The organism is Geodermatophilus sp. SYSU D00703 (assembly GCF_054050155.1).
In genome coordinates this window covers 204,893-229,103 of the sequence record NZ_JBJGYU010000002.1, presented here as the reverse complement: position 1 = coordinate 229,103, position 24,211 = coordinate 204,893, and the positions used below count along the sequence as shown (strand labels likewise).

Sequence of the window (24,211 nt, the reverse complement as noted above, 5' to 3'; positions counted from 1 at the left end):
CGACCTCCCGTGTGCTCTGTCGGCTGGACGAGCCCCCGCGGGCGGAGCGTGCCGGGTGCACCTGTGAGGGACCTGTGGCGGAGCTGTCAGTCCGGGCGTTGTTCCACGTGGCACACGGCTCCGGAGGGGGAACGCGGGCCCGGCGCCACGGGGAAGACCGGGCTCCGCGTTCCCGGTGGGACCGACGCCCTCGAGCCGGTCTCCGGGCGCCGGGGGTGTCAGAACGGGTGCTCCTTGCCCGTCCCCCGGCGACCACCAGCGTGGCCGCGCTCCCTGTGAGGGAGCTGGGCGGCGCCTGCCCGTCGCCTACGTCCGCCAGGCCGGGAGCGCACCGAACTCCGCGGCGGTCCGCCACGGGGGTGACCCGGGCGGGGAGACCACCGTCACGGTGCCCCCGGCCGAGGGCAGCGACAGCAGGTACCGCGCCGGGTCGGCGGGCTCGCCGTCCTCGGGCGCCCGCCGCGGCGCGCCGAGCAGCCAATGCGCCGTCCTGGCGAGGGAGAGCTCGCCGTGCCAGCCGCCGCCCTCGTCCCGGCGGCGGGCCACGGCGGCGAGCACGGTCGCCGCGGCCAGGTGCCCGGTGGCGTGGTCCAGCGCCTGGGCGGGCAGCACGCCCGGCTCGTCGGGGGAGCCGCACGCGAGCGCGATGCCGGTCGCGGCCTGCACCAGGGAGTCGAAGCCCCGCCGGCCTGCCCACGGGCCCGCCGTGCCCCACGCCGAGAGGCTGACCACCACCAGGTGCGGGTGCCGCTCGGCCAGCGCGGCGGGGTCCAGTCCGAAGGCGGCCAGCGCCCCGGGCCGGTAGCCCTGGACGACGACGTCGGCGGTGGCGAGCAGGTCCTCGACGATGCGCCGGTCGGCGGCGGCCGCCAGGTCCAGCACCGCGTGCCGCTTGCCCGGTCCGGTGTCGACCAGCGAGCCGGGGTCGTCGGGCAGCCGCGGGCCGTCGATCCGCAGGACGTCGGCGCCGTGCGAGGCCAGCGTCCGGGTGGCGACCGGGCCGGCGATCACCCGGGTCAGGTCGAGGACCCGCAGCCCGCGCGCCGACGCCGCCCGCGCGGGCCCGTCGGCGCTCCGCCGCAGCCGGACCAGCGGCGCGGCCGCGACCGCCCGGCCCTGCGGGGACCCGGCCCACGCCGCCGCGGTCCGGACCGCGCCCGCCGCTCCACCGGCCGCGACGACGGCGGACTCGAGCTCCTCCGCCGTCCGGCGCCGGGCCGCCGACCCGACGTCCTCCCCGAGCACCCGCAGCGCCGCGGCCCGGTGGTGCGGGAAGTTCGCGTGCAGGCGCAGCCAGCCCTCAGAGGTGGGCCAGAACCGGGACAGCGGGTGGAACCCCGGCCCGACCGGCCGGCCGTCGACCGCGGCGTACCGCTCGCTGCGGAAGGCCGGCCCCACGTGCGCGGCGTCCACCCGCACCGGGTCGCCCGGCTCCAGCAGCCGGGCCGCGAGCAGCTGCGCCGCGACCGCGCCCACGGCGAGGTCGGGCACCGGGAGCGGGCCGTCGAGACCGGTCGTGCCGGTCACCGGGACCTCCGGGGCGGGGACGCCGGTCAGCAGCGGCCAGACGTCGGCCAGCAGGGGGTTCACCGCCCGGTGACCCGCACGGACGGGTCGGTGCACCAGCGCAGCACCGCGGGCCAGGGGCCGTAGCCGTCGTCCATGGCCAGGTGGCCGCCACCGGGGACGACGTCGACGTCCAGGCCGTGCGGCCGCGCGAACACGGCGAGCGCCCCGCCCGGGCAGTACGGGTCGTCGTCCGAGGCGACCATCCGCACCCGCGGCCGGACGTCGTCCGGGAGCGGGGGGAGCCCGTCCGCCACGAACGCGGCCACCGCGGGCTCACCGCGCAGCCGCTCGGCCGACGGCGGGGCGACCAGCAGCACGCGGTCGGGCTGCAGCTCGCCCAGCGACGCGGCGGCCCGCCACCACAGCAGCACGCCCAGGCTGTGGCAGACCAGCACCCGCTCGCCGGCCGGGTCGAGCGCGGCCAGGTGCCGGCGCAGCTCGGCCAGCCACTCCTCCAGCACCGGCTCGTCTGGGGAGGGGAACTGCGGGTAGGTGACCTCGTGGCCGGCGGCGGCCAGCTCGCCGGCCAACCAGTGCTGCCAGTGCCCCGCCGGACGGCGGTTCTCCCACCCGTGCGCCACCAGGAAGCTGATCACGGCCGCGATCGTAGGAAGGGCTCAGGGGTGCTGGGTCCCCAGCGCGAGGGTGAGCTCCAGCACGCACTGCGGGTCGTCGAGACGCTTGCCGAAGAGCTCACGCAGCTGCTGCATCCGGTAGCGCACCGTCTGCGGGTGGACGAACAGCTCCGCGGCGATCTTCTCCCGCCGGCCGTGGTGCAGCAGCCAGGAGCGCAGCGTCTCGAGCAGCTTCTCCCGCGGCCCGGGGCCGAGGTCGTCGAGGGGGGCGAGGACCTGCGCCCGCAGGTCGGCCAGCGCCTCGCCGTCCGCCCGCAGGACCAGCTCGGCCAGCCGCTGCTCGGTGTCCACCGGGGCGTCGCAGTCCGGCCGCAGCCCCAGCTGCAGCGCCCGCAGGGCGCGGGAGTAGGAGGAGCGCGCCTCCTGCCAGGGCCGCGCCGGCCCGACGACGGCCTCCCGCCCGCGGAGGGCCTTGAGCAGCCCGGCGCGGGTGAACCCCTCGGCGTCCGGGACCAGGAGCACCGCACGCTCGGTCTCCGGCTCGGCACCGGGCAGGTCCTCGCCCGCCTGCAGGGTGCGCGCGTCGAGCACCGCCACCGCGCCGCGGGCGCGGGCCTCGGGGAGCAGCACCGCGGTGAGGGTCCGCGGCGGAGCCCAGTCGGCGCGCTCGGCCGCGACCACCAGGTCGTAGGGCGGGGCGCCGGTCAGCAGCAGCTCGGCCAGCCGCTCCAGGTGGCGGCGGCGGACCCGGCCGCTGGTGGCCAGGTGGTCGGCGTGGCCCGCGACGCTGGAGGCCGACAGCTGGTCGATGTAGGCGAAGACCAGCTCGGCGAAGCGGGCCAGCGAGTCCGACGGCATGCCCGCGGCCACCGCCGTCTCGCTCATGTGCCGCCACGCCACGCGGGCTCCTACTCGATAGGCGGCCAGCAGCGCGTCCATGGTGCGGCCGCTCTTCGCCTCCCCGCGGCCGAGCGCGTAGGCGCCCTCCAGGGCGGGGCCGATCGGCCGGCTGGGGTCCGCGCCGCCGTGCGCCGTCGCGAGCTCGAGGAACCCGCCGAGCGCCAGCTGGACCGCATTCTCGATCGCCCTGCCCATGTCGCCCTGGAACGCCTCGGCGTAGCTGGGCACCTCGACGACGATCGCGGCCACCGTCCGCTCGGCCACCGAGGGCAGTTCCGCACGCATGGCCGCGGCCACCTCGCGGGTGAAGGTCTCACTCTCTGCTGCCACGTCCACCTCGCTGCCCCCGCTCAGTTGTTCACAGGGGACAGTATCCGGTCCGATGTTCACGTCGTGAGCACAGGTAATTGCACGCATGGCTGGGAACGATCGGTTGCATGACCGCGACCGTCCCGCGCCCCACCCCGGCCCGGCCGGCCCTGGCCGCCCTGCGTGCCCGCGCCCTCCGTCTCGCCGAGCTGGTGACGACGCCGCTGTTGCCCGACGACTACCTCGACATGGTCAACCCGCTGCGGGCGGGCACCGACCTGCGCGGACGCATCGAGGCGGTGCAGCGCGAGACGCGCGACGCGGCCACCCTGGTCATCCGCCCGGGCGCGGACTGGCGCGGCCACGTGCCCGGTCAGTGGGTGCGGATCGGGGTCGACGTCGACGGCGTCCGCCAGTGGCGGGCCTACTCGCTGACCTCGCACCTGGGCCGCGCCGACGGCTGCATCAGCATCACCGTCAAGGCGATCCCCGACGGTCGGGTCAGCAACCACCTGGTGCGCCGGGTGACCCCGGGCACGATCGTGCAGCTCGACCAGGCCGCCGGCGAGTTCGTCGTCCCGCGGGAGCCGGAGAAGGTCCTGTTCGTCACCGCCGGTTCGGGCATCACCCCGGTCATGGGCATCCTGCGCAACCGCCCGGACCTCACCGACGTCGTCCTCGTGCACTCGGCCCCGACGCCGGACGACGTCGTCTTCGGGCCCGAGCTGCGCGCCATGGCCGCCGAGGGCCGGCTCCGGCTGGTGGAGCGGCACACGGACACCGAGGGCCTGCTCGACGCCGCCGGGATCGAGGCGCTGGTCCCCGACCTGGCCGAGCGGGCCACCTGGGCCTGTGGCCCCGTCGGGATGCTCGAGGCGTTGGAGGAGCACTGGACCGCTGCCGGCCTCGCCGCCCGGCTGTTCACCGAGCGCTTCCGGCCGGCCGTGGTCGTCGCCGGCGAGGGCGGCACGGTGTCCTTCACCAAGGCCGGCACGACCCTCGAGGCCGACGGCGCGACGCCGATCCTGGACGCCGCCGAGGAGGCCGGCGTCCTCATGCCCAGCGGCTGCCGCATGGGCATCTGCTTCGGCTGCGTGCTGCCCCTGCGCGAGGGCGCCGTCCGTGACCTGCGCACCGGCGAGGTCACCACGGCCGCCCCCGGGGACGGCGTCGTCGTCCAGACCTGCATCAGCGCCGCCGCCGGCGCCTGCTCCATCGACCACTGACCCCGTTCCCAAGAGCTCCCGGAGGACCCCGCATGACCGTCCTGCAGAAGAAGGCCGTCAACCCCATCGGCCACCTGACCGCCGACGACATCGAGCTGATCGGCAAGGAGCTCGACGAGATCCGCCAGGAGGTCATCGACTCCCGGGGCGAGGCCGACGCCGCCTACATCCGCAGGGTCATCGACGTCCACCGCAAGATCGAGCTGGGCAGCCGCGCCGTGCTGCTGGCCTCGGGGTTCCCGCCGGCCTGGATCATCGGGACGATCGGCCTCTCGGTGGCCAAGATCCTCGACAACATGGAGATCGGGCACAACATCCTGCACGGCCAGTGGGACTGGATGCGGGACCCGAAGATCCACTCCACGACGTGGGAGTGGGACATGGCCAGCCCGGCCGAGCAGTGGAAGCACTCGCACAACGAGCTGCACCACACGTACACGAACGTGATCGGCAAGGACAACGACCTCGGCTACGGCATCATGCGCGTCGACGAGGACCAGAAGTGGGTGCCGATGTACCTCGGGCAGCCGCTGTGGAGCTTCGTCAACGCCTGCTTCTTCGAGTACGGCATCGCGGCCTACGACCTCGAGCTCGGGGCCGTCATCGCGAAGAAGCAGACCAAGGACCCCGAGTTCCGCGCCCGGGCCAGGGCGGTGCTGCGCAAGATCGGCCGGCAGGCACGCAAGGACTACCTCGTGCACCCGCTCCTGTCCGGGCCCAACTTCCTGGCGACCCTGACGGCCAACTTCGTGGCCAACCTGGTGCGCAACCTGTGGTCGAACTCCGTCATCCTCTGCGGGCACTTCCCCGAGGGCGTGGAGACCTTCGAGAAGAGGTCCATCGACGGGGAGACCCGCGGCGAGTGGTACCTGCGGCAGATGCTCGGCTCGGCGAACATCTCCGGGTCCAAGGCCATGCACATCATGACCGGCAACCTGTCGCACCAGATCGAGCACCACCTCTTCCCCGACCTGCCGAGCAACCGGTACGCCGAGATCGCCCCGAAGGTGCGCGACCTGTTCGACCGCTACGGGCTCAACTACCACGCCGCGCCGCTGCCGAAGCAGGTCGCGTCGGCCTGGCACAAGATCATCCGGCTGTCGCTGCCGAACGGCTGGCTGGACCAGACCACCTGGCGGAACCTCTCGACGCAGCTGGCCAAGCTCTACAAGATGAGCACCGGCGGGCCGAAGACCCGCCGTCGCCTCCTGGCCGAGTGCGAGACGGCGGCGCGGGCGGCCGCCTGACCGGCGACACACCACCGCGGAGGGCGGGGGAGGCAGCAGCGGCTGCCCCCCGCCCTCCGTCGTCTCCGTCTGACACGCGGTCACCGGCACCGGGCGCCGGGCGCTCAGTGCCCCGCGCCGGGACTCCCGCCCCTGGCCGCCCGGTGGCACCACCGGTGGCATGTCCTCCTCACCACCGCACCGACGGGAGGACCACCATGGACGGCTACGTGCTGGAAGCCCGGTTGGCCGGCACGATCCCGATCGGCATCGTGCCCGAAGGACTGCGCCTGGACGTCGCGGTCGAGGGCACCATCACCGAGGGACCCATGGCCGGCGGCCGGGTGAGTGGTGTCGACCACCTGGTGATCCGCCGGGACGGCGTCGCCGTCCTGGACGTCCACGAGACGATCAGATTGCCCAGCGGCAGTGCGGTGTCCCTCCAGGTCCGCGGCTTCGCAACGCCGCCCTTCGCGATGCCACCGCTGGAGACGCTGGCAGCCCCCGACTTCGCGTGGCCTGACGTCGAGGTGCCCATCCACGGCGCAGTGACCATGCAAGCCGCTGAGCCGACGCTGGCCGCGGTCAACCACACGGTGTACGGCATGAACGGGACGGTGAACTTGGCCCGCGGCGAGGTCCGGGCCAGCGCCCGCAGCCTCGCCGCCGTGCCCGTGGGCTGACCCGACGTCGGCCGCGGGGCCGGTGTCCCCCGCCGTGCAGCGAGGGACACGCGAGAGGCCCGGAGCGGGACGCTCCGGGCCTCTCGGGGTGCTGGGGTCTGCCGTTCAGTTCGCCATGTCCACGAAGCGGCTGTAGTGGCCCTGGAAGGCGACGGTGACGTTCGCGGTCGGGCCGTTGCGGTGCTTGACCAGCATGATGTCGGCCTCGCCGGCCCGCGGGCTCTCCTTCTCGTACATGTCCTCGCGGTGGATCATCATGACCATGTCGGCGTCCTGCTCGATCGAGCCCGACTCGCGGAGATCGGACAGCATCGGCTTCTTGTCCTGACGCTGCTCGGAGCCACGGTTGAGCTGCGACATGGCGATGACCGGGACCTCGAGCTCCTTGGCCAGCAGCTTCAGCGCCCGGGAGAACTCCGAGACCTCCTGCTGGCGGCTCTCGACCTTCTTGCCCGACGTCATCAGCTGCAGGTAGTCGATGACGACGAGCTTGAGGTCGTTGCGCTGCTTGAGCCGCCGCGCCTTCGCCCGGATCTCCATCATCGTCATGTTCGGCGAGTCGTCGATGTAGAGCGGGGCGTCGGCGATCTCGCCCATCCGGCGGGCCAGCTTGGACCAGTCCTCGTCGGACAGCGTGCCGGCGCGCATGTGGTGCAACGGCACCTTCGCCTCCGCCGACAGCAGTCGCATGGTGATCTCGTGCTTGCTCATCTCGAGCGAGAATATGACCGCCGGCAGGTGGTGCTTCACCGTGGCCGACCGCGCGATGTCCAGTCCCAACGTCGACTTGCCCACACCAGGTCGAGCCGCGATGACCACCATCTGACCGGCCTGCAGACCGTTGGTGAGCTCGTCGAGGTCGCGGATGCCGGTGGGCACGCCGCGGGCGGTGCCTCCGCGGGAGGCGATGGCGTCCAGCTCGTCCATCGTCGGCTGCAGGACGTCCTCGAGGCGCGAGTAGTCCTCGCTCATCCGCTTCTCGGTGACCTCGTAGATCTCCTGCTGGGCCCGGTCGACGATGTCGTCCACGTCGCCCTTGCCGCCCGCGGCGCCGTAGCCCAGCTGGACCACGCGGGTGCCGGCCTCGACCAGCCGCCGCAGCGTCGCCTGCTCGGCCACGATCGCGGCGTAGTAGCCGGCGTTGGCGGCCGTCGGGGTCGACTGGATCAGCGTGTGCAGGTAGACCGCGCCGCCCATCTTCGACAGCTGGTCGGTGCGGTTGAGCTCGGCGGCGACCGTGATCGCGTCGGCCGGCTCACCCCGCCCGTACAGGTCGAGGATGCAGTCGTAGATCACCTGGTGCGCCGGCCGGTAGAAGTCGTTGCCGTGCAGCACCTCGACGACGTCGGCGATCGCGTCCTTGCTCAGCAGCATGCCGCCGAGCACCGACTGCTCCGCCGCGACGTCCTGGGGAGGCTGCCGGTCGTACTCCGGCGGCGTCGGGGACGGTCGGCTGAAGTCGTCGGCCACCGCCACGGTGGGTTCCTCCATCCACTCACCGGCGCACCCGCGAACAGACCCCGGCCGATCGACCGGGGCCTGGTGGGGGAAGCACCAGAAACGACGTACGCCTGACTCGAACGTGTGTTCGGGTCGTTGCTACCCCGGAGCACCGACAGTTCGGCCGTCCGGAGGCGCTGGAGAGGACGGTAGGAAGGGCGGACGGACCCGTCCAACACCGGTGTGCACCCCGTTCTGCACAACTTGTGGACAAGTCGGTGGACACAGACGTGTCGACATGTGGAGACAGCAGGGGACGGCCGTGGGGCTCGCCCCGTATCCCGCAGCTGACCTGCGCAGGGACGACCCACCGGGTGTGGACGGGAAAAACCCTGGTGAAATCCGGGTGTCGTCCCCCGGCGTGTCGCCGTCCCCGCTCAGGAACCCCACGAGTCACACGTCTGCGAGCACCCTCCGAGGCGGCCGGGAGGTCCACCATGGCGCGCGACACCGACCGTCGCGGCCCGCGCCGGCGGCCGTCGAGGGGAGGTCTCGTGGCAGTCACGCGCACACCCGTCAACCCCTGGCCCTGGTCGATCGCCTTCGGCTTCGACCAGGCCGCGCTCGTGGAGGGCGCGCGCCGCGTGCTCGTGTGCTCCGGTCAGGCCGCCGTGTCCGCCGACGGCGTGCCGCAGCACCCCGGGGACCTCGCTGCCCAGGTGGACCTGACCCTCGACAACATCGAGGCGGTGCTCCGGGACGGCGGCATGACGCTCGCCCACGTCCTCCGGATCAACGTCTTCACGACCGACGTCGACGGCATGATGGGTGCCTGGCCCGCCATCGCCGAGCGGTTCGCAGCAGCCGGCACGCGGCCGACGTCGACCCTCGTCGGGGTCACCCGGCTGGCCTTCCCGGAGCTGATGGTCGAGATCGAGGCCACCGCGGTCGACTGAGGCGGCCGACTGCGCCCCTGGAACGCCGCGAGGGGCGCCGGACCGGGGTCCGGCGCCCCTCGCGGGCTGCAGCGGCTGGGAGCCGCCCCCGTTCAGCCGGGGACGACCTCGATGGCCAGCTGGGTGGTCACCTCGGGGTGCACCCGCACGGTGACGGTGTGCTGACCCGTGGTCTTGATGCTGCTGGGCAGCTCCACCCGGCGACGGTCCAGCTCCGGGCCGCCGGCGGCGGTCACGGCGTTCACGACGTCGGCGGTGGTGACCCGGCCGAACAGCCGGCCGCCGTCACCGGCGCGGGCCGGCACGCGGACGGTCAGCCCGTTCAGGCGCCCGGCCACGGCCTGGGCCTCCTCGAGCGAGCGCACCTCGCGGACGGCGCGCGCCCGGCGGAGGGACTCGACCTGCTTCTCGGCACCGCGGGTGGCGACGATGGCCAGGCCGCGGGGCAGGAGGTAGTTGCGGGCGTACCCGCCCTTGACCTCCACGGTGTCACCGGAGGACCCGAGACCGGTGACCTCCTGCGTCAGGATCAGCTTCTGGGTGCTCATGGTCAGCGCGCCGTCGAGGTGTAGGGGAGCAGGGCCATCTCACGGCTGTTCTTGACGGCCGTGGCGACGTCCCGCTGGTGCTGGCTGCAGTTGCCGCTCACGCGGCGGGCACGGATCTTGCCGCGGTCGGAGATGAACTTCCGCAGCAGGGTCGTGTCCTTGTAGTCGATGTAGGTCGCCTTGTCCTTGCAGAACTGGCAGACCTTCTTCTTGGGCTTGCGAACGGGGGGCTTGGCCACCGGGGTTCTCCAGTTGCGAAGAGGTTCGGAGAGGGGGAACGGTGGGCCCCGTCCCGAGGCTCACCCCGAGCGTGCGAGGGGTGAGGAGGACGGGGCCCTCTTTCAGAAGGGCGGTTCGTCGGACGGCGGGGCCGGGGTCGACCACGGGTCGCTGGACCCGCCGCCGAAGCCGCCACCGCCACCACCGCCGCCGAAGCCGCCACCGCCCTCACCGCGGGAGGCCTTGGTGACCTTCGCGGTGGCGTAGCGGAGCGACGGGCCGACCTCGTCGACCTCGAGCTCGACGACGGTGCGCTTCTCGCCTTCCTTGGTCTCGAACGACCGCTGCTTGAGCCGGCCGGAGACGATCACCCGCGAACCGCGGGTCAGCGACTCGGCGACGTTCTCCGCCGCCTGCCGCCACACGTTGCAGCGCAGGAAGAGCGCCTCGCCGTCCTTCCACTCCTGCGACTGACGGTCGAAGGTCCGCGGCGTGGAGGCCACGGTGAAGTTGGCGACCGCGGCACCGGAGGGCGTGAAGCGCAGCTCCGGGTCCGACGTCAGGTTGCCGATGACGGTGATGACGGTCTCGCCGGCCATGGTCAGTGGACCTCGGGCCGCATCAGCTTGGTGCGCAGGACCGACTCGTTCAGGTTGAGCTGCCGGTCGAGCTCGGCGACCGCGGCGGGGTCGGCCTGGATGTCGATGACGGCGTAGATGCCCTCGATCTGCTTCTTGATCTCGTAGGCCAGCCGGCGGCGGCCCCAGATCTCGGTCTTGAAGGTGCCACCGGCGTTGGTGACGACGCTCAGGAACCGGTCGAGCGAGGGCGCGATGGTGCGCTCCTCGAGATCGGGGTCGAGGATGACCATCAGTTCGTAGTGACGCACGGAGAACCCCACCTCCTCTGGTCTGGGCGGCTGCAGTCGGTCTGCAGCAGGAGGGTCGTACACGCGTCGCGCGCCCCGACCGGTGACGGCCACCGGAGGAACGCGCTCCGCCCAGGCTACCAGTGCGGCGGCGAGGGCCGTCCGCGTCGTCCACAGGCCCGGGACCGTCGGCAGGGCGAACTAGGGTCGGCGGTGTGGGAGCTCACCCGATCGGCGTACACGTCGGCCCCGGCCTGACCGAGGACAACGAACTCGACGCCGGCGGCCCGCTGGCCCGGGCCGCGGAGATGGACGCCGACGGCGTACAGGTCTTCCTGGCCGACCCGCAGGGGTGGACCGCCCCCAAGCCGCGCCCCGATGCCGCCGACCTGCTCGCGAGCGACGTCGTTGTCGTCGTCCACGCGCCCTACGTGCTCAACGTGGCGACGACGAACAACCGCATCCGCATCCCCAGCCGCAAGCTGCTGGACAAGCACGCGCAGGCGGCCGCGGCGATCGGCGCGCTGGGGATGGTGGTGCACGGCGGACACGTGCGCGCCAAGGACGACCCGGCCGTCGGCGTCGACAACTGGCGCAAGACCTTCGCGCGGCAGGCCGAGGACGGCGGGTTCCCGCTCCCGCTGCTCATCGAGAACACGGCCGGCGGCGGCAACGCCATGGCCCGCGACCTCGACGCCATCGCCCGGCTGTGGGAGGCGGTCGGCGGGTTCGGCGCCGGCTTCGTCCTCGACACCTGCCACGCCTGGGCCGCCGGCTGGGACCTCGCGACGGCGGTGGACGACGTCCGGGCCATCACCGGCCGCATCGACCTGGTGCACCTGAACAACAGCCGGGACCCGGCTGGTTCCAGCCGCGACCGGCACGCGCCGCTGACCTCCGGCGAGATCCCGTTCGGGCTGCTGGCCGACGTCGCCCGCGCGGCCGACTGCCCGATCGTCCTCGAGACCCCGGGCGACGCCGCCGAGCACGCCGCCGAGATCAACGCCCTCAGGGCGGCCCTCGCCGGCTGATCGCCAAGGGCAGCAACCGGTGCACGCGTCCCGGCACCCCGAGACGCAGGGGCTGGTTCCTATGCCTCCCTGAGGCTCGAGGTCCGGCGCAGGCCACCGGCGGCCCACCGCACCCGGTCAGGGGCGTGGTCGAGCACGCCGCCGGCGGGGTCGTCGACGCCCGGCCAACCGGTCCGGACGACGTCCCCGTCGGGGTGCCGGACGTCGCGGACGACGAGCGCCATCAGGACGACGACGGCCGCGTCGCGGATGGTGACGGCGAGGAAGAACCACTCCACCTCGACGCCGCGGTTGTCGGTGCCGAGGTACCAGAGCATCCGCGGCACCCACAGCAGCGCCTCGGTGGACTGCCACAGCAGCAGCGCGCGCCACCGGGGCCGGGCCAGCACCGCCAGCGGCAGCAGCCACAGCGAGAACTGCGGGCTCCACACCTTGTTGAGCAGCAGGAAGCCGGCCAGCAGCAGGAAGGCCACCTGGCCCACGCGGGGCCGCACCGGTGCGGCGAGGGTCAACCAGGCCACGCCGGCCACGAACGCGAGGAGCGCGACGGCGACGACGGCGTTGAGCAGGCCCGGCGGGTCCCCCTCGGCCGGCACGCCGCCGAACAGCCGGCCGCCGGTGACGGTGATCGCGATGTTCCACAGCGTGTCCGGGTCGGCCGGCCGCTCGCTGTTGAGCCGGAAGAACCGTGACCAGTTCTCCGGCGCCAGGACGGCGACCGGCACGTCGACCAGCAGCCAGGCGGCGACGGCCGCGGCCGCGGTCCCCAGCCAGGTGCGCAGCCGGCCCGCGCGCAGGCAGAGCAGGAACAGCGCGCCGAGCAGCACGAGCGGGTAGAGCTTCGCCGCGACGCCGAGGCCGAGCAGTGCGCCGGCCAGCACCGGACGCCGCCGCGCCCACGCCCACAGCCCCAGGCTGGCCAGCGCCACGGCGAGCAGGTCCCAGTTGGTGAAGGCGTGCACGAACAGCAGCGGCGAGAGGCCGACCATGGCCGCGTCCCACGGCCGCCGTCCCGACGTACCGAGGACGGCGCGGGTCACCAGCAGCGCGCACAGCGAGAGCAGCAGGCAGGTGGCGACGTAGTACGACTGCACGGCCGGGACGTCGGGCAGCACGCCCACGGCGGCGGCCAGCGCGTCGTAGACCCGGCCCAGTCCGGCGGCGACGGCCATGAGGGCGCCGGTGAGCACCGGGTACTCGACGGCGGAGTCGAGATAGGGCACCTCGCCGCGGTCCAGCCCGTGCAGGCCGAACAGCGGGACGGTGTCCGAGTAGCAGAAGTGCGTGTACTGCACCGAACCGGCCCAGTTGCCGTCGGAGCAGGGGGCCTGCTTGACCCAGGCCAGCGCGAGCACGGCGGTGGTGAACAGCAGGCAGACCCGCAGCGGCGTCCAGAACAGCGCCCGGCCGGTGACCGCGTGGCGGCCCCACGGGCCGCCCACGGCCTCGCTGGCCTGGACCGCCACCGGGTCGGTCCAGGTCGGGACGACGCGGTCGGGGAGGCCCGGGTCGGTCGCCGCGACCCCCGGAGACGCCGAGGGCCCGCCCGCCGGCTGGGGAGCCGGATCGGACGGGCCCGTCGGTGTGCTGGTCACACGGTCAGTCTGCCCCGCGAGGGTCAGGCGGCCGGTTGCAGCGCCCCATCCGGCACGGCGGCCTGACCGCCCGCGGTGTCGCCGCCGGAGCCGTTCCCGCTGTCGGAGGTCTCCTCGCCGTCCCCGGCGTCCTCGTCGGGCGTGGTCTCGTCGGTGGGAGCCTCCTCGTCGGTGCTCTCGTCGCCGTTGCCGTTCCCGGCGTCCTCGTTCCCGTTGCCGTTCCCGTTCCCGTTGCCGTTGCCGTTCTCCTCGGCGTCGTCCTCGGTCTCGGTCGGCTCGGCCGGCTCGGACGACCGCGTCGGCGCCGAGGTGGTCCGCTGGGGGGTGGACTGGGTCGTCGGCGCGGGCACACCGACGCCGGTGTCGCCGCGGATGATCGCCCGGTCGGGCAGGTCCTCCTCCGGCGTGCCGTCCAGCACGGTGTTCATGAACTCCTGCCAGATCGCCCCGGGCAGGCCCGAGCCGTAGATGATCTGGCCGCTCGCGTTGACGATCGGGTCGCTGGGCGAGTCGTTGCCCATCCACACCGCGGTCGAGATGGACGGCGTGTACCCGACCATCCAGGCGTCGGAGTTGTCCTCGCCCTGGCCCTGCGTACCGGTCTTGCTGGCCACCTCGCGGCCGTCGTCGAGCGCGCGCCGCGAGTAGGAGGCCACGCCCTTGAGCGCGTAGCTGACGTCGTTGGCGATGTCGGCCGGGATGGCCTGGTCACCGGTGTCGCCGTTGTAGTCCAGCAGGACGGCGCCCTGGTTGTCGGTCACGCGGGTCACGAAGAACGGGTCGTGCTCGACGCCGCCGTTGGCGAAGGTGGCGAAGCCGTGCGCCTGGTCGATCGGGCGCAGCTCGTACTCGCCGATGCCGATCGCCGACCCGGTGAAGCCGTCGGCGTTGGCCAGCGTGGTGTTGTCCTTGAGCGGGCCGCCCTGCCACGTCTCGGGCAGCCCGGTCGCGGCCAGCGCGGTCTCCCGGACCTCGTCCGGGCCCACCTCGTAGGCCAGCCCGTAGAACGTGGTGTTCAGCGAGCGGGTCATGGCCTCGACCAGGGTGCAGGCCCCGCAGGAGGCGCCGCCGGAGTTGCGCACCAGCGCGTCGCGGTCGGGGAACTTCTGCGGCGAGCTGCCGTCGCGGCGGGCGTTGACGCTGATGCCCTGCTCGAGGGCGGTGGCCAGCGTGTAGGGCTTCATCGACGAGCCGGGCTGCCGCTGGGCCTGCGCGTAGTCGGTGCCCGTGCCGTTGCGCCCGCCGAAGTAGGCCTTCACCGCACCGGTGTGCGGGTCGACCGACACCAGCGCCTGGCGCAGCCCCTCGGGCTCCCCGGCCATCACGGTGTCGACGGCGCCGATCGCGGCGTCCTGGTAGCGCTTGTCGATCGTCGTGGTGATCCGCAGACCGCCGGCGCGGATCTGCTGCTCGGTGTAGCCCTTGGCCTCGAGCTCGGCCATCGCGCGCTGCACGACCAGGCCCTCGGGGCCCTCCGGGATGCCCAGGGACGAGCCACCCTTGGGCTGCACCGGCGGGTAGACCGAGGCGTCCCGCTCGGCCTGGGTCAGCCAGTCCTCGTCGACCATCGCGTCGAGCACCAGGCCCCAGCGGTCCTGCGCGACCTCGGGGTTCGTCTCGGGGTCGTAGTTGTTGGGGCTGCGGATCAGCACCGCGAGGACGGCGCCCTGCTGCGGGGTGAGCTCGGCGGCGGGCACCCCGAAGTAGGTGTTCGCGGCGGACTCGATGCCGTAGGCGCCGCGCCCGAAGTAGATGGTGTTCAGGTAGTTCTCGAGGATCTCGTCCTTGTCGTAGTTGTTGTCCAACTTGATGGCGAGGAAGAGCTCCTGGAACTTGCGGCTGAACGTCTGCTCCTGGGTCAGGAACGCGTTCTTGACGTACTGCTGGGTGATCGTCGACCCGCCCTGCGTCGAGCCGCCCGTGAGGTTGTTCCACGCGGCCCGGACGATGCCGGTGAACGAGATGCCTGGGTCGGAGTAGAAGCTGCGGTTCTCCGCGGCGAGGATCGCGTTGCGGGCCGGCTCGGAGACCTGGTCGAGGGCGACGTTGGTGCGGTTGCCGCCCTCGACGCCCAGCCGGGCCATCTCCGTGGTGCCGTCGGCGTAGTAGACAACGGTGGTCTGCGCGTTCTGCACCGAGCTCGGGTCGGGGACCTCGGTGGTGGCGTACACGACACCGACGAAGACGCCGAGCAGCACGAGCAGCCCGGCGATGGTGGCGGTGACGATCTTCAGCCAGCGGCGGCGCTTCTGCTTCTTGGTGCGCACCGCCTTGCCCTTGGCGGCCGGCCTCGCGCCACGGGCGGGGGCGCCGGCGGGCGACGCCGTCGTCCGGCCTCCGCGGCCGGCCGGCGGACGCCGGTTGCCGCCGTTGCCGCCGCCGGTGCGGCCGGGCGGCAGTCGGCGGTCGGCGCCGCCGGGCGGACCGACCGGGGAGGTCTCGTCGTGGGGAGGCACGAAGGGGCCCCTCTCTTGACTCGTCGGTGGACACGGGACACACGCGTCCCGCACCAGGGTGTCGTCTTCAGCTGTGGAATCGGGGGAGGACCCGCGACAGCGACGTCCCACAGCGCTCTGTTGAGACGGAAGGGTCCACCGGGGCGTCTTGTTCCCCGGCGCGGCGACTACTCCGTCGCCGCCCGCCGGCGGGTGCGGCGCGGCGAGCGCCCCGGCTCGGGCTCGGCGCCCAGCAGGTACGAGCAGTCCAGGTGGTTCCAGCCGCAGCTGCGGCACACCTGGACGGCGTAGACGCTGAACTCCTCCTGCGCGGCGTCCATGCGGGCGAGTTCGACCTGTGTCTTGGCCTGACCCGCAGTCGGCCCCAGGTGCTCGCCGTAGACGTAGCTGACCAGCGTGAGACGGTCCTTGCGGCACACGGGGCAGGGGACGTCGGTCGCCTCGCCGTGGTACCTGGCCGCGCGGGTGAGGTAGGGACTGGCGTCGCAGACCTCGAAGAGCCCCGTGCGTCCGGCGTACACGTCGGCGAGGACGGCTCGCCGCTGCAGCGAGTAGTCCACGACGGATCGACGTCCGGGCACGGCGCCAATGTACGCACCGGGGCCGACGTCCGACGTCCCCGCGCGCGCTGGCCGGCGGCCGGGGCGTGCTCTCCGGTTGTCGATCGCATCACGACCGGATGTATCGTCCCGATACATCGGAACGTGGGGCGAAGGGGAGGCGACGTGCTCGAGTTCGCCATCCTGGGCCTGTTGCACCAGCACCCCATGCACGGCTACGAGCTGCGCAAACAGCTCGCACAGGTGCTCGGGGGGCTGCGCAGCATCTCCTACGGGTCGTTGTACCCCGCGCTCAAGCGGCTGCACGCCGCCGGGTACGTCACCACCGAGGATCCGGAGCCCCGTGCACTGCTGCCGGCGGACGCACCGCCGCTCACCGGCCGGCGCGGGAAGGTCGTCTACACGATCACGGCGGAGGGGAAGGAGCGCTTCCACGAGCTGGTCAGCCAGTCCGGCCCGGAGGCGTACGACGACGGCGGGCTCTTCGGCGTCCGCCTGGCCTTCTTCCGGCACACCGCCGCGGACGTGCGGCTGCGGATCCTCGAGGGCCGCCGCCGCACGGTGGAGCGCCAGCGGGAGGGCCTGCGCTCGTCGCTGGCCCGGACCCGCGAGCGCCTCGACCGCTACACGCTCGAGCTCCAGCGCCACGGCCTGGAGTCGGTGGACAGAGAGGTCCGCTGGCTCGCCGAGCTGATCGACAAGGAGCGCACCGACGACGCCCGACGCCGAGCAGCCGGCGGCGACGACGGGGGCACCGATCCCCCGGACGGCCCGGTGCCTCCCCGGCCCGAATGACCCGGCGGGAGCTCCGGCCCCCGTCCCCCGTAGGGACCGCCTGCGGTCCGCCCATCCACGACCGCACCCCGGTCACAGAACGAGGAGAGCTCCATGGGATCTGTCAAGGTCGCCATCGTCGGCGTGGGCAACTGCGCCGCGTCGCTGGTGCAGGGCGTGCACTACTACCGCGACGCCGACGAGACCACGTCGGTGCCGGGCCTGATGCACGTGCGCTTCGGCGAGTACCACGTGTCCGACGTGGAGTTCGTCGCGGCGTTCGACGTCGACGCCAAGAAGGTCGGCCGCGACCTCTCCGAGGCCATCGTCGCCAGCGAGAACAACACCATCAAGATCTGCGACGTCCCGCCGCTGGGCGTCCCGGTGCAGCGCGGCACCACCCTCGACGGCCTCGGCCGGTACTACCGGGAGACCATCGAGGAGTCCGACGAGCAGCCGGTGGACGTCGTCGCGGCGCTGCGCGAGTCCGGCGCCGACGTGCTGGTCTGCTACCTGCCGGTCGGCTCGCAGCAGGCCGCCGAGTTCTACGCCCAGTGCGCCCTGGACGCCGGCGTGGCGTTCGTCAACGCGCTCCCGGTGTTCATCGCCGGCACGAAGGAGTGGGCGGACAAGTTCACCGCGGCGGGCGTGCCGATCGTCGGCGACGACATCAAGAGCCAGGTCGGCGCCACCATCACCCACCGCGTGCTGGCCAAGCTCTTCGAGGACCGCGGCGTGCAGCTCGACCGCACGATGCAGCTCAACGTCGGCGGCAACATGGACTTCAAGAACATGCTCGAGCGCGAGCGGCTGGAGTCCAAGAAGATCTCCAAGACCCAGTCGGTCACCAGCCAGGTCGACCGCGACATGGGTGCCGGCAACGTGCACATCGGCCCGTCGGACCACGTGCCGTGGCTGACCGACCGCAAGTGGGCCTACGTGCGCCTGGAGGGCCGCGCGTTCGGTGACGTCCCGCTGAACCTGGAGTACAAGCTCGAGGTCTGGGACTCCCCGAACTCGGCCGGCATCATCATCGACGCCGTCCGCGCCGCGAAGATCGCCAAGGACCGCGGCATCGGCGGCCCGATCCTCTCGGCGTCCTCGTACTTCATGAAGAGCCCGCCGGTGCAGTACAGCGACAGCGAGGCCCGTGACGCCGTCGAGGCGTTCATCCGGGGCGACGTGGAGCGCTGAGGAAGGACCCCCTGCCCCCGCCCCTCGCGAGCTCCCGGCGGGCCCTGCAGGGGCCGCCGACAGGGCCCGTCCCCGCTCCGGGGCGGGCCCTGTCGCGTTCCAGGGGCGGGCCTGTCGCGTTCCGCGTGGAACACCGGCGCGACCTGCGCCCCTGCCTACGCTGAGCCGCATGCCCCCGCGCCGCCGCCCGCTCGTCCCGGTGCTGGGGCTGGTGCTGGTGCTGGCGCTGGTCACCGGGTGCTCGACGGACGTCGCCGAGCGGCGGGCCGGCGACCCGGTGACGGCCGCGGAGGCCGACGTCCTGGCCGGGCTGCTCGCGCGCAACGGCGAGGAGGGCGGCGCGGACTTCGTGGTGACCGCCCCCTACGGCGAGGACACCGTCCTCACCCTCACCGGCGAGGTCGACTTCCCCGCGCAGGTGGGCCGGGCGCAGGCGGTCACCACGTACGGCGGCGGGCGGCCCGACACGGCCCGGACGCTGTTCTTCACGTCCGAGACGCTGTGGTTCGGGGACGTCCCCGGGCTCGCCGGGTACCTGAACCGAGCCGGGCTGCCGGACGCCTCCTACGTGAGCCGGCCGCTGGCGACGGGGGAGGAGTCCCCGCTCACCGACGTCCTGGTCCGGCTGGTGCTCAACCTCGCCGCCGAGGAGCCGGACGACGCCGGCGCCTTCCGCGGCGGGGACTACTCCTGGCAGGGGCAGCGCTCGGTCGACCGTGAGCTCACCGACGTCTACGCCTCGGACTCCGGCTGGTCGGTGGCGGTGGACAGCTCCAGCGAGCTGCTCGCGCAGTTCGTCACCCGGCTGCCGGGACACGACTTCGACGTGACGGTGACGCTGTCCGACCACGGCGAGCGGGCGATCACGCCGCCGGAGGAGTCGGAGACCGTCGACGGGGAGGAGCACCCGGAGGTCGCGGCGGCCGTCGGGCTCTGAGAGAGGACCCCGCTCTCCCCACCGCTCGCGAGCTCGCGGCGGTGCCCTGGACGGGGCCGCCGGCCCCTCGCCAGCTCGCGGCGAGCCCCTGGGCGGGGCCGACCTGGACGTGCGGGAGGGGCGGCCTCTTCCCCAGACCGCCCCTCCCGGTGCCTTTCCTACCAGATCGGCGAGGTCCGCGCTGCCCGGATCGACCGGATCGTGACCTTCAGTTGACCGACGGGTCGGCGGGCGCGGTGGACAGCACCGCCAGGCGCCCCGTCTGCCGGCCCATGACCCGGCGCCACAGCTCCGGACCGGCCAGCGGGCTCAGCACGTCGTCCGGACGGCCCGGGACACACGCCCAGGCGCCCTCGGCGATCTCCCCGGCCAACTGGCCCGGCGACCAGCCGGCGTAGCCGGCGAAGACGCGGAGCCCGTGGACCTGCCCGTCGAGCACGCCGGGGTCGGCGTCGAGGTCGACCAGGTGCACGTCCCCGGCGACCCGACGCAGCCCGCAGTCGTCACCCGGCGTCCGGCAGACGGCCAGGCACAGGGCGGTGTCGGTCTCGCAGGGCCCGCCCACGTGGAACACGCCGGGCTCGACGGCGAGGTCGCACCAGCCGGGGAGCACGTCGCGGATCTCGACCTGGCTCGGCCGGCCCAGGACCACGCCGAGCGTGCCGGTGGAGCCGTGGTCGAGCACGAAGACGACCGTGCCCGCGAAGGTCGGGTCGGTCAGGTTCGGCATCGCCACGAGCAGAGAGCCCGGGCGGACGTCCTCGAGGCTGCCGATGGACATGGCGGGCACCGCTTCCGGACGACGTCGCCCCGTCGCCGGGCGGCCGGGCGGCCCGGACTCGGGTTCGGACGGAGGCGGGGGACTCATCGCGTCCAGTGTGCCCCAGCCGACGGCCGTGCGGAGCACGGAGGGAACCCGCTGGGGAAGGGACGTTGGACCTCGGCCCGTCGTCCACCCTGAGGCAGGGGACGGCCACCGTAGGGTGACGGCGTGCGGCAGGCGGGGACGACCGTGCGCCACCTCCTGGGACGCGCCGACTTCCGCCGGCTCCTCGCCACGCGGCTCGCCTCGCAGGCCGGGGACGGCGTGCTGCAGGCCGCGCTCGCCGGTACGGTCCTGTTCAACCCGCAGCGGGCGGCCGATCCCCTCGACGTGGCGGCCGGGTTCGCCGTCCTGCTGCTGCCCTACTCCCTCGTCGGCCCGTTCGCCGGCGTCCTCCTCGACCGGTGGAGCCGCCGGCAGGTGCTGCTGTGGTGCGGCGTCCTGCGGGCCGGCCTGGTCGCCGTCCTGGCCGCGCTGGTGGCGGGCGGGGTGGCCGGGGGGCCGTACCTGCTGACCGGGCTGGTGGTGTTCTCCGTCAACCGGTTCGTCCTCTCCGCGCTGTCCGCGGCGCTGCCGCACACCACCGACCCGCCGTCGCTGGTGCCTGCCAACGCGCTGACGACGACGGCCGGGGCGGTGGCCACGGTCGTCGGCGGGGCGGTCGCGGTGGCGCTGCTCTCGCTCGGCACCGCCGGGAACGGGGCCTACGCGGTCATGACGGCCGGCGCAGCCGCCCCCTACCTGCTGTCGACCGTCGCGGTGGCCGGCGTCGGAGGCGGCTCCCTGGGGCCGGACGGCGGGCACCGGCTCACGCTCGGCGAGGTCGGTGCGGGGATGGTCGCCGGCGCCCGGCACGTGTGGGCGATCCGCCCGGCGGCCACCGCGCTCGCGGTCGTCACCGTGCACCGGCTGTGCCTGGGCCTGGTCACGCTGACCACGCTGCTGATGTTCCGCAACACCCTCGGCCCGTGGGGGCCGGTGCCGGGCGGGCTGGCCGGCCTCGGGGTGGTGGTGTCCGCGGGCGCGGGCGGCTCCCTGCTGGCCGCCGTCGTGACCCCGCCCGCGGTGCGTCGCCTGGGCCGAGCGCGCTGGGTGACCCTCGTGCTGGCCGTGCTCGGGCCGGCGACGGTCGCCCTCGGCCTGCCGTTCGCGACGCCGACGGTGGTCCTGACCGGCTTCGCCCTCGGGTTCGGCGGCCAGGCGGTGAAGATCTGCGTGGACAGCACGCTGCAGGAGACGGTCGAGGACGACGTCCGCGGCCGGGTGTTCTCGGTCTACGACATGCTGGTCAACGTCAGCTACGTGGTGGCGCTGCTGGTCGCGGCGTTCCTGCTGCCCGCGTCGGGGATGTCGCCGGCGCTGGTCCTCGCGATCGGCGCCCTCTACGCCCTGACCGCCGTCCTCGCCCACACCTCCCTCCAGCGGTAGCGGAGTGCCCCGAGCGAGGTTTCCTGCGTTCTCACCCTCCACTCAGCCCACGAGCGGGGCGAGCTCGAGGCCGCAGGCGAGTGGTTCGGCCCGGACTCGCCGGACCGGGAACCGGAACAGGGTGACCCTGACCGACTGCAGCGCGTTCTGCCGCCGCAGGTCGGCTCCCCAGTCCGCCGCGGACCGGTGGTAGGCCGCGCCGTCGGCCTCCGCTGCGACTCTCTGTCGACGCCAGTACGCGTCCACGAAGTCGGTCCCCTGGGGCGTCTCGATCGCGGCGCCCCACCACGAAGCCGCGCGACCGCAAGTGCCGGCCGCGGGGTGTGGTGACCTCGACCACTCCGCCCTCGGGCGGGCCGACGTAGTCCCCTCGCACGCCGGCCACCCGTCGGGCGGACGACGGTTCTCCGACGCGCGCCCCCCACGCCAGCAGTGCTGCGATGGGACAGGACGGCGTGATCACCGGCGAACAGGAGAGCGGCGTGCCACCGCTCCCTCCGCGTCAAACAAGGGCCCGGAGTGGCTCACGAACACGCCGGGCAGTGGCTCCTGCCATCGCCCCGAGGCCACCGCCGTCCGCAGCCGGTACGCGCTGGTGCCCTGGGTGAGAAGCAGGCGGCGAGGAGCCACCGGCTGACCGCGGTGGTCGATGGGCGGGAGATGCACCCGCGCAGGCTGACCCGAGAGGGGCCGCCCTCGCGGGCGCCGTCCACAGCGGAGGCCGACAGGCGAGGTTTCCTGCGCTCTCACACTCCGCTACGAGCGGGCGGCCCACCAGGCGCGGAGCTCGGCCTCGGCCTCCTCGGGGTCCAGCGGGCCGCGCTCCAGCCGCAGGTCCTTGAGGTACTTCCACGCCTCGCCGACCTCCCGGCCCGGCGGGATGCCCAGGATCGCCATGATCGCGTTGCCGTCGAGGTCGGGCCGCACCCGGGCGAGGTCCTCCGCCGCCGACAGCTCGGCGATCCGCTGCTCCAGCGAGTCGTAGGTGGCCGACAGCGCCCCGGCCCGGCGCTTGTTGCGGGTCGTGCAGTCCGAGCGGACGAGCTTGTGCAGCCGCGACAGCAGGTCCCCGGCGTCGGTGACGTACCGGCGGACGGCGGAGTCGGTCCACTCGCCGCGGCCGTAGCCGTGGAACCGCAGGTGCAGGAAGGTCAGCCGGCTGACCGCCTCCACCACGTCCTTCGGGTAGCGCAGCTTGGTCAGCCGCTTGCGCACCAGCTTCGCGCCGACCACCTCGTGGTGGTGGAAGGACACCCGGCCGCGCGGCTCGTGCCGCCGGGTGGCCGGCTTGCCGATGTCGTGCAGCAGCGCGGCCAGCCGGAGCACGAGGTCCGGCGACCCGGTGTCCGAGTCAGCCCTCTCCAGCGCGATCGCCCGGTCGAGCACGGCCAGCGAGTGGGCGTAGACGTCCTTGTGCTGGTGGTGCTCGTCGATCTCCATCCGCAGTGCGGACAGCTCGGGGAGGACGACGTCGGCCAGCCCGGTGGACACGAACAGCTCCAGCGCCGCCCGGGGACGGTCCTGCAGCAGGGTCTTGGACAGCTCCGCCTGCACCCGCTCCGGCGTGATCCGGGCCAGCTCGCCGGACATCGCCGTCATCGCCCGGACCACGTCGTCGGACGGCGTGAGCTCCAGCTGGGCGACGAAGCGGACCGCGCGCAGCATCCGCAGGGGGTCGTCGGCGAAGGAGTCAGCCGCGGTGCCGGGCGTGCGCAGCCGCTTGGCCAGCAGGTCGCCGAGGCCGCCGTAGGGGTCGGTGACGGTGCGGTCAGGGCCCAGCGAGACGGCCATCGCGTTGACGGTGAAGTCGCGACGGGCCAGGTCGTCGACGAGCGAGTCGCCCCAGGCCACCTCGGGGTTGCGCGACTCGCGGTCGTAGCGGTCGGCGCGGAAGGTGGTGATCTCCAGCCGGACGCCGCCGACCTCGGCCCCGACCGTGCCGAAGGCGATGCCGGTGTTCCACGTGGAACTGGCGAACCCGCGCAGCAGCCGCAGGACCTCGACCGGCCGGGCGTCGGTGGTCAGGTCCAGGTCGCCGGGCACGCGCGGCGCGCCCGCGCCGGCGGCCAGCAGCGCGTCCCGAACCGACCCGCCGACGAGGTGGATCTCGAACCCCGCCTCGGAGAAGCGCTCCCCGAGCCGGCTCAGGACGGGGGAGACGTCGACCAGCTCCCGCACGGTCTTCTGGACGGCGGGGGGAACGGCGTCGTCACCAGGACTCGAGCGCGGACCGGACACGACGATCCAGGGTAGTGGCGTGCCGAACCGAGCCCGGTGCGGCTCCGCGCTCCGGCCGAACCGACCCTGGTGCGGCTCCGCGCTCCGGCCGCTCCTCGCTCGTTCGCCGCTGCGATGCTCCCGGAGCTGTCGTCACTCGCGCGCTACCCTCCAGACATGGCTGGGACGGGCGGGCGTGGGCGACCCGGCCGCCGGTTGCGGCGGGTCGACGAGACCTCCGCCGGGGGCCTGGTCGTGGCAGACGACCCCATCACGGGGCCGCGCGCCGCCCTCATCGGCCGCACCGACCGGCGCGGACGGCTGTTGTGGTCGCTGCCCAAGGGGCACATCGAGGAGGGCGAGACCCCGGAGGACACCGCCGTCCGGGAGGTCGCCGAGGAGACCGGCATCATCGGTGAGGTCGTCGCCCCGCTGGGGATCATCGACTTCTGGTTCGTCGCCGACGGCCGCCGCGTGCACAAGACCGTCCACCACTTCCTGCTCCGCGCCATCGGAGGGGCCCTGTCCGACGCCGACATCGAGGTGACCGAGGTCGCCTGGGTGCCCCTCGACGAGCTGAGCGAGCGGCTCGCCTACGCCGACGAGCGGGCCCTGGTGGAACGGGCGCCCGCGCTCCTCGCCGACAGCGCGTGAGCGACCGGGGCGCCTCCCGCACG

At 73.5% G+C, this 24,211-nt stretch carries 24 protein-coding genes; 10 read left to right on the top strand and 14 right to left on the bottom strand.

Annotated features, from left to right (window positions below):
* Positions 1-306 precede the first annotated feature (306 nt).
* Genes ACI782_RS04590 through ACI782_RS04580 form a run of 3 tightly spaced genes read right to left on the bottom strand, consistent with a single transcriptional unit; the run spans position 307 to position 3,374 of the window.
* The gene (locus ACI782_RS04590) at positions 307-1,590 is read right to left on the bottom strand and encodes a CoA transferase (protein WP_456906551.1); all 1,284 of its coding nucleotides are present in this window, start codon (positions 1,588-1,590) and stop codon (positions 307-309) included.
* Positions 1,587-2,165, bottom strand: coding sequence for an RBBP9/YdeN family alpha/beta hydrolase (locus tag ACI782_RS04585; protein WP_456906549.1), 579 nt, complete (start codon positions 2,163-2,165; stop codon positions 1,587-1,589). Before ACI782_RS04585 ends, ACI782_RS04590 begins: the two co-directional genes overlap by 4 nt.
* Positions 2,166-2,186: 21 nt before the next feature.
* The gene (locus tag ACI782_RS04580) at positions 2,187-3,374 is read right to left on the bottom strand and encodes a PucR family transcriptional regulator (protein WP_456906547.1); all 1,188 of its coding nucleotides are present in this window, start codon (positions 3,372-3,374) and stop codon (positions 2,187-2,189) included.
* 107 nt (positions 3,375-3,481) lie between these two features.
* Between ACI782_RS04580 and ACI782_RS04575 the strand changes: the two genes are divergently transcribed.
* The 3 genes from ACI782_RS04575 to ACI782_RS04565 all read left to right on the top strand — a co-directional run bounded on the left by ACI782_RS04575 (position 3,482) and on the right by ACI782_RS04565 (position 6,488).
* Entirely contained in the window at positions 3,482-4,579 is a 1,098-nt protein-coding gene (locus ACI782_RS04575; protein WP_456906545.1) for a ferredoxin reductase, read from the top strand.
* Between the two features lie 32 nt (positions 4,580-4,611).
* Positions 4,612-5,826, top strand: coding sequence for a fatty acid desaturase family protein (locus ACI782_RS04570; RefSeq protein ID WP_456906543.1), 1,215 nt, complete (start codon positions 4,612-4,614; stop codon positions 5,824-5,826).
* Between the two features lie 197 nt (positions 5,827-6,023).
* Positions 6,024-6,488, top strand: coding sequence for a DUF3237 family protein (locus ACI782_RS04565; protein ID WP_456906541.1), 465 nt, complete (start codon positions 6,024-6,026; stop codon positions 6,486-6,488).
* A gap of 105 nt (positions 6,489-6,593) precedes the next feature.
* Here the strand turns inward: ACI782_RS04565 and dnaB are convergent, their stop codons facing one another.
* Positions 6,594-7,979 (bottom strand): replicative DNA helicase, encoded by a 1,386-nt coding sequence (dnaB, locus tag ACI782_RS04560; protein ID WP_456906539.1) that lies wholly within the window; start codon positions 7,977-7,979, stop codon positions 6,594-6,596.
* Positions 7,980-8,482: 503 nt separating this feature from the next.
* On the opposite strand from dnaB, the gene ACI782_RS04555 reads away from it, so the two are divergent.
* Positions 8,483-8,884, top strand: coding sequence for a RidA family protein (locus ACI782_RS04555; protein ID WP_456906537.1), 402 nt, complete (start codon positions 8,483-8,485; stop codon positions 8,882-8,884).
* Positions 8,885-8,976: 92 nt separating this feature from the next.
* On the opposite strand, the gene rplI is transcribed toward ACI782_RS04555, so the two are convergent.
* From rplI to rpsF, 4 genes are all read right to left on the bottom strand, one after another.
* The gene (gene rplI / locus ACI782_RS04550) at positions 8,977-9,432 is read right to left on the bottom strand and encodes a 50S ribosomal protein L9 (RefSeq protein WP_456906535.1); all 456 of its coding nucleotides are present in this window, start codon (positions 9,430-9,432) and stop codon (positions 8,977-8,979) included.
* 2 nt (positions 9,433-9,434) lie between these two features.
* On the bottom strand, positions 9,435-9,671 hold the full coding sequence (gene rpsR, locus ACI782_RS04545) for a 30S ribosomal protein S18 (RefSeq protein ID WP_012951016.1): 237 nt from the start codon (positions 9,669-9,671) through the stop codon (positions 9,435-9,437).
* A 102-nt stretch (positions 9,672-9,773) separates the two neighbouring features.
* Positions 9,774-10,250, bottom strand: a complete 477-nt coding sequence (locus ACI782_RS04540) for a single-stranded DNA-binding protein (RefSeq protein ID WP_456906533.1) — start codon at positions 10,248-10,250, stop codon at positions 9,774-9,776.
* A 2-nt stretch (positions 10,251-10,252) separates the two neighbouring features.
* The gene (rpsF, locus tag ACI782_RS04535; protein WP_456906531.1) at positions 10,253-10,540 is read right to left on the bottom strand and encodes a 30S ribosomal protein S6; all 288 of its coding nucleotides are present in this window, start codon (positions 10,538-10,540) and stop codon (positions 10,253-10,255) included.
* Between the two features lie 194 nt (positions 10,541-10,734).
* Between rpsF and ACI782_RS04530 the strand changes: the two genes are divergently transcribed.
* Positions 10,735-11,550 (top strand): deoxyribonuclease IV, encoded by an 816-nt coding sequence (locus ACI782_RS04530; RefSeq protein ID WP_456906529.1) that lies wholly within the window; start codon positions 10,735-10,737, stop codon positions 11,548-11,550.
* A 59-nt stretch (positions 11,551-11,609) separates the two neighbouring features.
* On the opposite strand, the gene ACI782_RS04525 is transcribed toward ACI782_RS04530, so the two are convergent.
* From ACI782_RS04525 to ACI782_RS04515, 3 genes are all read right to left on the bottom strand, one after another.
* A complete protein-coding gene (locus ACI782_RS04525) occupies positions 11,610-13,145 on the bottom strand; it encodes a glycosyltransferase family 87 protein (protein ID WP_456906527.1) in 1,536 nt (511 codons plus the stop codon).
* A gap of 23 nt (positions 13,146-13,168) precedes the next feature.
* Positions 13,169-15,601, bottom strand: a complete 2,433-nt coding sequence (locus ACI782_RS04520) for a transglycosylase domain-containing protein (protein WP_456906525.1) — start codon at positions 15,599-15,601, stop codon at positions 13,169-13,171.
* A 167-nt stretch (positions 15,602-15,768) separates the two neighbouring features.
* Positions 15,769-16,182, bottom strand: coding sequence for a DUF5318 family protein (locus ACI782_RS04515; RefSeq protein WP_456906523.1), 414 nt, complete (start codon positions 16,180-16,182; stop codon positions 15,769-15,771).
* A gap of 144 nt (positions 16,183-16,326) precedes the next feature.
* Here ACI782_RS04515 and ACI782_RS04510 point away from each other — a divergent pair, with 144 nt between their 5' ends.
* The 3 genes from ACI782_RS04510 to ACI782_RS04500 all read left to right on the top strand — a co-directional run bounded on the left by ACI782_RS04510 (position 16,327) and on the right by ACI782_RS04500 (position 19,066).
* Entirely contained in the window at positions 16,327-16,956 is a 630-nt protein-coding gene (locus ACI782_RS04510) for a helix-turn-helix transcriptional regulator (RefSeq protein WP_456906521.1), read from the top strand.
* A gap of 93 nt (positions 16,957-17,049) precedes the next feature.
* Positions 17,050-18,129 (top strand): inositol-3-phosphate synthase, encoded by a 1,080-nt coding sequence (locus ACI782_RS04505; protein ID WP_456906519.1) that lies wholly within the window; start codon positions 17,050-17,052, stop codon positions 18,127-18,129.
* A gap of 169 nt (positions 18,130-18,298) precedes the next feature.
* Positions 18,299-19,066 carry a hypothetical protein gene (locus ACI782_RS04500; RefSeq protein WP_456906517.1) on the top strand — a complete coding sequence of 256 codons (768 nt, stop codon included), beginning with the start codon at positions 18,299-18,301 and terminating at the stop codon, positions 19,064-19,066.
* Positions 19,067-19,274: 208 nt separating this feature from the next.
* Here ACI782_RS04500 and ACI782_RS04495 read toward each other — a convergent pair whose 3' ends face one another.
* Complete coding sequence (locus ACI782_RS04495; protein WP_456906515.1) at positions 19,275-19,847, bottom strand: YqgE/AlgH family protein; 573 nt, start codon at positions 19,845-19,847, stop codon at positions 19,275-19,277.
* Between the two features lie 210 nt (positions 19,848-20,057).
* Between ACI782_RS04495 and ACI782_RS04490 the strand changes: the two genes are divergently transcribed.
* Positions 20,058-21,317 carry an MFS transporter gene (locus tag ACI782_RS04490; protein ID WP_456906513.1) on the top strand — a complete coding sequence of 420 codons (1,260 nt, stop codon included), beginning with the start codon at positions 20,058-20,060 and terminating at the stop codon, positions 21,315-21,317.
* A 42-nt stretch (positions 21,318-21,359) separates the two neighbouring features.
* Here ACI782_RS04490 and ACI782_RS04485 read toward each other — a convergent pair whose 3' ends face one another.
* Positions 21,360-21,563, bottom strand: a complete 204-nt coding sequence (locus ACI782_RS04485; protein WP_456906511.1) for a hypothetical protein — start codon at positions 21,561-21,563, stop codon at positions 21,360-21,362.
* Between the two features lie 510 nt (positions 21,564-22,073).
* Positions 22,074-23,555 (bottom strand): CCA tRNA nucleotidyltransferase, encoded by a 1,482-nt coding sequence (locus ACI782_RS04480; protein ID WP_456906509.1) that lies wholly within the window; start codon positions 23,553-23,555, stop codon positions 22,074-22,076.
* Positions 23,556-23,711: 156 nt separating this feature from the next.
* On the opposite strand from ACI782_RS04480, the gene ACI782_RS04475 reads away from it, so the two are divergent.
* The gene (locus tag ACI782_RS04475; protein WP_456906508.1) at positions 23,712-24,188 is read left to right on the top strand and encodes an NUDIX hydrolase; all 477 of its coding nucleotides are present in this window, start codon (positions 23,712-23,714) and stop codon (positions 24,186-24,188) included.
* Positions 24,189-24,211 lie beyond the last annotated feature (23 nt).